This is a genomic window from Nocardia sp. NPDC004711, assembly GCF_053601595.1.
In genome coordinates this window covers 191,048-197,960 of record NZ_JBSGCB010000014.1, presented here as the reverse complement: position 1 = coordinate 197,960, position 6,913 = coordinate 191,048, and the positions used below count along the sequence as shown (strand labels likewise).

Here is a 6,913-nt window from a genome sequence, read left to right as displayed (position 1 = left end):
CCCAATATGCGGCCAGGGTCGTCACGGGGAACCGAGCGGCCAAGCAGTCCGAGCCACCAGCGGCACACGCATCAAAGCCACACCCGATTCCCCTGAGCCGCCGCGACATTACAGGCCCGACCGACCCAGGAAAAAGGTAGGACACGCATCACCTTTTACAGACAAACCCGCCGCTAACTACCCACCAGTCACCGAACCACTCACGGCCACGGTGATATTCCCGCCACCGCGATTGGCGCGGCCATCTCCACCAGACCCACCTCCGTGACCAAGGGTCCGACGCAGTCACTATCGCGATCGCCAGCGACCACCCCGCCCTCACTGGCTCAGCGGCTCTCGCCGATCACGAACGCCCGCAACGATATTCCTGCCCTGCCACTCCGACCGCAACCGCCACCGTCGCCCCGATCGTCCGAGCCGCCGCGGTTGCCGCAGCTATCTCCATCAGACCCACCTCCGCGACCGAGGTTCCGACCGTGGTCACTACCGGTCACCGTCGCTCGCGCCTGCGGCCACGATGTGGCCTACCTCGCCGCATCGCCGACCTTTATCCGGGCCAGGCCAAGACCGATGCCCGCGATGCGCACATCATCGCCGACGCGGCCTGCACCATGCCACACACCCTGCGCCGGGTCGACCTGGGCGATGAAACCCTCACCGAGCTCGGCGTTCTCGTCGGTTTCGATGACGATCTCGCCGAAGAGACGACGCGCACCAGCAACCGCATCCGCGGCCTGCTGACCAGTGTCCATCCCGCTCTCGAGCGGGTCCTGGGTCCTCGCGTCGCGCACCCGGCGGTGCTGGAAATCCTCTCGCGCTGCGGCGGACCCGAAGGAATCCGCGCGGCGGGCAGACGCAAGCTCACCTCGATCGCCACCAAGCACGCGCCCCGCATGGGCGCCCGTCTGGTCGAGGAGATCCTGGCTGCGCTGCCTGCGCAAACCGTGACCGTTCCCGGGACCAAAGCCGCTGAAACCGTGCTGCCGAGACTCGCCGACTCGCTGAAAGCGGTTCTGCTGCAACGCAAACAGATCGCCGAGGATATCGAGAGGATGTTCGATGACCACCCTCTTGCCAAGGTCCTGACCTCGATGCCCGGCATCGGAGTCAGGACCGGAGCCCGCATCCTGCTCGAAGTCGGCGACGGCACCGCCTTCGCCACCGCCGGCCACCTGGCCTCCTACGCGGGTATCGCCCCGATCACCCACCGCTCCGGCAGCTCGATCCGCGGCGAGCACCCCGCCCGCTCAGGCAACCACAAACTCAAACGCGCCCTGTTCCTCTCGGCCTTCGCAGCCCTACACGACCCGGCCAGTCGCACCTACGACACCCGCAAGAGAGCCGAGGGCAAAAAGCAAAACGCCGCCCTGATCTGCCTGGCCCACCGCCGCTGCGACGTCCTCTACGCCACGCTGAGAACCAAACAGCCCTATCGCAGCCCCGCCGCCTGAGCTGCCACAAAACCGGCCCGATCAGGCGTCCGGATCCTCGGCACCGCGAGCTCTGGCCGGTGCGCCGCGCTGCCACCAATCGATATCCTCGCCGTCTTCGTCGATGCGCTGAATCAGGTGCGCGGTGGATTCCACCTGCGCGCCGGACTGCGCACAGAACAACCACAACTGCCGGGCTGCCCGATGGAACCGGTGAATCACCGCGTCGACCTCGAACGCGTCCTGCTCGCTGGCCCGGAACCGGTCCACCGCCTGGCCGACGTGCTCGATCAGCACACCGAGCTGCGCCTCGTGATACGCAGCCACGACGCGACGGGCAGCCTGCCGTTCAGCCTTCGTCCCCACCCAAATCACGCTACCGACAACCGACTTCGCCCAGCATCTCACCCGACAGAACACCTGCCCCGCGTCTTGACAACGAACATAGGGACACCCCCTCCCTTCTCCAGGAATCTTTTTGTCTTTCGATCTTTGTCTCTTCGTCCTTGGGTCTTGCCGATTTACGCGAGGGTGGCGTAGAGGTCGACGCTATTCCCGTCGGGGTCGAGGACTGTGGCGTATCGCTGGCCCCAGAACGCATCGAAGGGTTTGAGCTCTGCTCGGTAGCCCGCGTCGACCAGCTCTTCGAACTTCTGGTCCACCCCGGCGGGTGAGCCGCAGTCACACGCGAGGCCGATTCGCCCGGCCCCGGGAACTGTCTTCCAGTCCGGGTGGAATGAGCGGACTGTCTCCTCGGTGTCGAGCATCAGCTTGATACCGCCGCCCAGGTCGGCGTCCACGTGCGGCTGCTGCTCGGAGCCGTCGGCGAACTCCACGCCCAGTCGCCGATAGAACTCCAGCGACGCACCCATGTCCGTCACCACGATCCCGATCACATTCAGTCGAATAGCCATACCCGAACGGTATGCGGCCCCATCACGAGAGGTCTTGAAGAAATCGGACAGTCAGCGGGCGTGGACCGCGGCCAGGCGTGCGGCCCGGATCGCGTTCCAGAGTGGCCGCAGTAGAGCCTCCTGGGCGGCCACGGCGGTCGCGGAGGTGGGGGCCGAGGCTGGTTCGCGTTCGGCGACGGTGAGGATCGCGGCCACCTGGTCGGCGGTGTCGAGGATCCGGCGGGCACGCAGGGGCATCGAATCGGGGTACTTATGCCTGGTATGTCCGGCCAGTTCGGCTTCGACGAGTTCGCGAGGCCCGACTCCGCCGGACCCGATTCGGGTGGTCTGGAGCTGCTGGAGTGCGTCGGCGGCGTCGCGGACCGCCTCCCGCATGGTGTATTCGGCTTCGCCCAGCGGTATTTCGGGTGCGAGCGCGAAGGGGATCGGTGCCGAGTAGACCCGCCATTGCAGTGCGTCGTCGTCGGTCCAGACCGGGACCAGCCCGGTGCCGCTGGATCCGGCCGTCCCGATCAGAATGCCTTCCTCGGCTTCGGTTGCGGCGGTGGCGAATTCGGTACCGGCCGGGAGTCCGCGCACGTCTCCGGGGATCGGCAGCACCAGCCGCAGCTGCGCCTCGGGCCCGTCGATCGCTTCCCGGATGACCTTGAGCAGCACCATGATTCCCGCCCCGGCCACTGCCGCGGGCTCGTCGTCGGACGCCCACGGCAATCCGGTGCGCCCGCCGGTCACGGGATCCCCGGCGGCCACCGTCTGCTGGGGAGCCCAGGCGCGCAGCGCGTCCAGCACGTCGTCGGGGGCGCTGCGGCCGGCCAGCCAGGCACCGGCCCAGACCGTCAGCGATGCACTCGGGGAACTCATGCATTCGAGGATAACTGGCGGGCTACTCCTGCTCGGTGACGAAATCGATCAGTCGTTCGACCGCGCCGATGAGCGGGGTCTCCAGATCGCGGTAGGAGTCGACCGCGTTGTAGACGCGCCGCCACCCCTCCTGTGGCGTGCCCCAGCGTAGCCGCTGGCAGATGCCGGTTTTCCAGTCCTCGCCGCGTGGGACATCGGGCCAGGCGGGGATGCCGACGGCCTGCGGGCGGACGGCCTGCCACACGTCGATGTAGGGGTGGCCGGTGACGAGGACGTGCGCGCCCAGGCCCTGGGTCAGGCCGGATTCCTTGGAGCCGGCGACCAAATGGTCGACCAGGACTCCGACGCGCCGGGTCGGTCCGGGCTGGAATTCGGCGAGTTTGGCACCGAGATGGTCGAGGCCCTCGAGCTGTTCGACCACCACGCCCTCGACCCGTAGGTCGTGTCCCCACACCCGCTCGACCAGTGCGGCGTCGTGCACACCCTCCACCCAGATGCGGCTGGCCTTCGCGACGCGCGCCTTCAGCCCTTCGACGCGGGTCGATCCAGAGGCGGATCGGGTCGGCTGCGTGGGCGCGGCGGCGGTCGGCTTCACGAGTGTCACCGGCTGCCCGTCGATCAGAAAGGCGGCTTCCCGCAGTGCGAACAGCCGGACCCGCCCACTGCGATCCTCGAGTTTGACGAACTCGCCGTCGTAGCTGCGATCGAAACCCACTACGGCGCCGCAGAATCCGGTGGCCGCGTCCTCGGCGACGAGGTCGCGTTCGGCGACCACGCGGGGCACCTCCCGTTTCTGCTTGCGCGCGTGCCCGGAGAAGATGTCGCCGTACCGTTGGTGCCCACTCACCGCGTCGAGGTTACCGGCGCTGAGCGGGAATCCCCCTCGCGCCGCGCCCATTCCGATATGTCCGGTAGAAAGCGCGGAGTGATCACGAATACCGGCCGTAACCCGCGATTACGGTTACTGTTGGTGACGTGGCCGCAATAGTTTGGCTGGTCGCGGGGATCCTGCTCGCGGCGGCCGAGATGCTCACGGGCAGTCTCGTGCTGATCATGCTGGGTGTTGCCGCGCTCATCACTGCGGGCGCCAACGAGCTAACCGGCTCGTCGGTCCTCATCGACGCGGTGGTGTTCAGTGTCTCGTCGATTGCCCTGCTCGTGCTGGTCCGCCCATTCCTGTTGCGGCGCTACGCGATTCCGCCGCCACATCAGACCGGGGTGGACGCGTTGCCCGGCAAGACCGCGAAGGTGCTCGAAACGGTCGACGAGCACGGCGGTCGCGTGAAGCTCGGTGGCGAGGTGTGGAGCGCGCGTCCCTATGACGCCGCGGAGTCCTATCCCGTCGGTTCGACCGTGTACATCATGCGGATCGACGGCGCTCACGCCGTCGTCATGAAAGGGCCGTGATGGCTGTACTGATAGTCGCCGTCGTACTCATCCTCCTGGTCGTGGTGGTGGTCTTCAAATCGGTGGCCCTGGTGCCGCAGGCCGAGGCTGCCGTGATCGAGCGGCTGGGCCGGTATTCGCGGACGGTCTCCGGGCAGCTGACCTTCCTGGTGCCGTTCGCCGATCGGGTGCGCGCCAAGGTGGATCTGCGCGAGCGGGTGGTGTCGTTCCCGCCGCAGCCGGTCATCACCCAGGACAACCTGACCGTCCAGATCGACTCGGTGGTCTACTTCCAGGTCACCAGTCCGCAGGCCGCGGTCTACGAGATCTCCAATTACATTGCGGCCGTGGAACAGTTGACGATCACCACGCTGCGCAACGTGGTCGGCGGCATGACACTCGAGGAAACCCTGACCTCCCGCGACCAGATCAACACTCAGCTGCGCGGGGTGCTCGACGAGGCCACCGGCCGCTGGGGTCTGCGGGTGTCGCGCGTCGAGCTGAAGGCCATCGATCCGCCGCCGTCGATTCAGGAATCGATGGAGAAGCAGATGAAGGCCGACCGTGAGAAGCGCGCCATCATCCTCACCGCGGAAGGTCAGCGGGAGGCGTCGATCAAGACGGCCGAGGGCCAGAAGCAGGCGCAGATCCTTTCGGCCGAAGGCTCGAAGCAGTCGGCCATCCTCTCGGCCGAGGGCGAGCGGCAGTCCCGCATTCTGCGCGCTCAGGGCGAGCGGGCCGCCGCCTACCTGCAGGCGCAGGGCCAGGCCAAGGCCATCGAGAAGGTGTTCGCCGCGATCAAGAACGGCAAGCCGACCCCCGAGCTGCTGGCCTACCAGTACATGCAGACCCTGCCGCAGGTGGCCAAGGGCGACGCCAACAAGGTGTGGCTGGTGCCCAGCGATTTCGGCAAGGCCCTCGAGGGCTTCGCGCGCGGCTTCGGCAAGCAGAGCGAGGACGGCGTGTTCCGGTACGAGCCGTCCGAGGACGGTGCGGCCGCGGAAGCGCCCGAGAACGACGCCGACGAGGTGGCCGACTGGTTCGACACCGCCACCGACCCGGCCACCCAGCGGGCCGTCCGGGCGGCCGAGGCGGATGCGCGGACACCGGTCGAGCCGGTCGGTTTGCCACAGACCTCGACCCGGCCGACTCTGGAGCAGCGGTCCCCGCAACCGCCGCCGCAGCAGCCGGTGCAGCCGCAGTACCGCCAGGAGCCTCCGGACCAGCGCTGGCAGAACCCGCCTCCGCCGCCGCGTCCGCTGGGCCGCTGACGGTCCGGGGATCGAACACGGGGATCGAATCAGGAACTGAGCGGGGCCCTCTCGACACTGTCGAGAGGGCCCCGCTGATTCCGTGGCGAGCGCCGCGGGATCAGTTCTGCGAGCCGCCGAAGTGCGCACCGGCGATGGAGCGTGAGGGCTCGCCGTCGACGCCGACCGGCACGTCGCCCTCCAGGGTCGTGCGGTAGAGCACGCGGGTCACGTCGAGGTGGGTGAGGTCGCCGGGTGCGAGGTGCGCGGTGGCCCGGTTGTCCCAGAACGCGACACTGCCCTTCTCCCAACGGAATCGGACCGTGTACGCCGGATCGGAGAGTTCGGCGTAGAGCAGTTCCAGCAGCGCGTCGCTCTGGCGCGGGCTGAGGCCGACGATGCGGGTGGTGAAGCCCGGGTTCACGAAGAGCACGCGTTCGCCGGTCACCGGATGCACCCGCACCACCGGGTGCTCGGTGATCAGCGGTGCGGCCGCGACCCGCTTGGCGTAGTCGCTCTCCGCGTCCCAGGCGGGCAGCTTGCCGCCGAATCGGTGTTCGGCGCGCAGTCCGTCGAGGAAGGACTTGAGCGAATCCGGCAGGCCCGCGTAGGCGGCGGCGAGATTGGTCCACTGGGTATCTCCGCCGCGCTCGGGCGCGATCTCGGCCCGCAGCAGCGAGGCCGCCGGCGGGTTGATGAGCGGCGAGACGTCGGTGTGCCAGTGGTTGGTGTAGCTGAATTTCTTCTTCCCGAACCGCTTTTCGTACAGGCGGCTGTCGACGGCGAGGATCTCCGGGTACTCGGTGGGCGCGTCATCGTCGTACGGGTGCGAGGGCGTGACCGCGCCGAATCGCCGGGAGAAGGCGATCTGTTCGGCGTGCCCGATGTGCTGATCCCGGAAGAACAGCACCTTGTATTCGTGCAGCGCGGCGGTGAGTACCGCGATCTGCTCGTCGGTGAAGTCGTCGCGCAGGTCGATGCCGCTGATCTCGGCGCCGATATGCCCGGCGACGGGTCCGATGCGGAAGGTGCCGACCGGGTTCTCGGTTGCGGTGGTCATGTGCGTTCCTTT

General features: G+C 67.8%; 7 protein-coding genes and 1 pseudogene. 3 read left to right on the top strand and 5 right to left on the bottom strand.

Features of this window, described 5'->3' with window-relative positions; translation table 11 throughout:
• Positions 1–480 precede the first annotated feature (480 nt).
• Positions 481–1,451: pseudogene (locus ACWEKS_RS16805) on the top strand (IS110 family transposase); the annotation flags it as partial.
• 21 nt (positions 1,452–1,472) lie between these two features.
• Here ACWEKS_RS16805 and ACWEKS_RS16800 read toward each other — a convergent pair.
• From ACWEKS_RS16800 to ACWEKS_RS16785, 4 genes are all read right to left on the bottom strand, one after another.
• A complete protein-coding gene (locus tag ACWEKS_RS16800) occupies positions 1,473–1,796 on the bottom strand; it encodes a hypothetical protein (RefSeq protein ID WP_452340930.1) in 324 nt (107 codons plus the stop codon).
• A gap of 155 nt (positions 1,797–1,951) precedes the next feature.
• Complete coding sequence (locus ACWEKS_RS16795) at positions 1,952–2,344, bottom strand: VOC family protein (protein ID WP_452340929.1); 393 nt, start codon at positions 2,342–2,344, stop codon at positions 1,952–1,954.
• Positions 2,345–2,395: 51 nt separating this feature from the next.
• A complete protein-coding gene (locus tag ACWEKS_RS16790; RefSeq protein ID WP_452340928.1) occupies positions 2,396–3,205 on the bottom strand; it encodes a hypothetical protein in 810 nt (269 codons plus the stop codon).
• Positions 3,206–3,227: 22 nt separating this feature from the next.
• Positions 3,228–4,052: a DUF3097 domain-containing protein gene (locus ACWEKS_RS16785; protein ID WP_452340927.1), complete on the bottom strand. Its 825-nt coding sequence runs from the start codon at positions 4,050–4,052 to the stop codon at positions 3,228–3,230.
• A gap of 128 nt (positions 4,053–4,180) precedes the next feature.
• Here ACWEKS_RS16785 and ACWEKS_RS16780 point away from each other — a divergent pair, with 128 nt between their 5' ends.
• Positions 4,181–4,612, top strand: a complete 432-nt coding sequence (locus ACWEKS_RS16780) for an NfeD family protein (protein ID WP_357007533.1) — start codon at positions 4,181–4,183, stop codon at positions 4,610–4,612.
• A complete protein-coding gene (locus tag ACWEKS_RS16775) occupies positions 4,612–5,862 on the top strand; it encodes an SPFH domain-containing protein (protein ID WP_452340926.1) in 1,251 nt (416 codons plus the stop codon). The genes ACWEKS_RS16780 and ACWEKS_RS16775 overlap by 1 nt, the downstream gene beginning before the upstream one ends.
• Before the next feature lie 100 nt (positions 5,863–5,962).
• Here the strand turns inward: ACWEKS_RS16775 and ACWEKS_RS16770 are convergent, their stop codons facing one another.
• Positions 5,963–6,901, bottom strand: a complete 939-nt coding sequence (locus tag ACWEKS_RS16770) for a TauD/TfdA dioxygenase family protein (protein ID WP_452340925.1) — start codon at positions 6,899–6,901, stop codon at positions 5,963–5,965.
• Between the last annotated feature and the right edge of the window lie 12 nt (positions 6,902–6,913).

What these genes read in the sequence shown, in the direction of transcription:
- ACWEKS_RS16795 (WP_452340929.1), bottom strand. Translation starts at nt 2,344, where the DNA reads ATGGCTATTCGACTGAATGTGATCGGGATCGTGGTGACGGACATGGGT.
- ACWEKS_RS16790 (WP_452340928.1), bottom strand. Translation starts at nt 3,205, where the DNA reads ATGAGTTCCCCGAGTGCATCGCTGACGGTCTGGGCCGGTGCCTGGCTG.
- ACWEKS_RS16775 (WP_452340926.1), top strand. Translation starts at nt 4,612, where the DNA reads ATGGCTGTACTGATAGTCGCCGTCGTACTCATCCTCCTGGTCGTGGTG.
- ACWEKS_RS16770 (WP_452340925.1), bottom strand. Translation starts at nt 6,901, where the DNA reads ATGACCACCGCAACCGAGAACCCGGTCGGCACCTTCCGCATCGGACCC.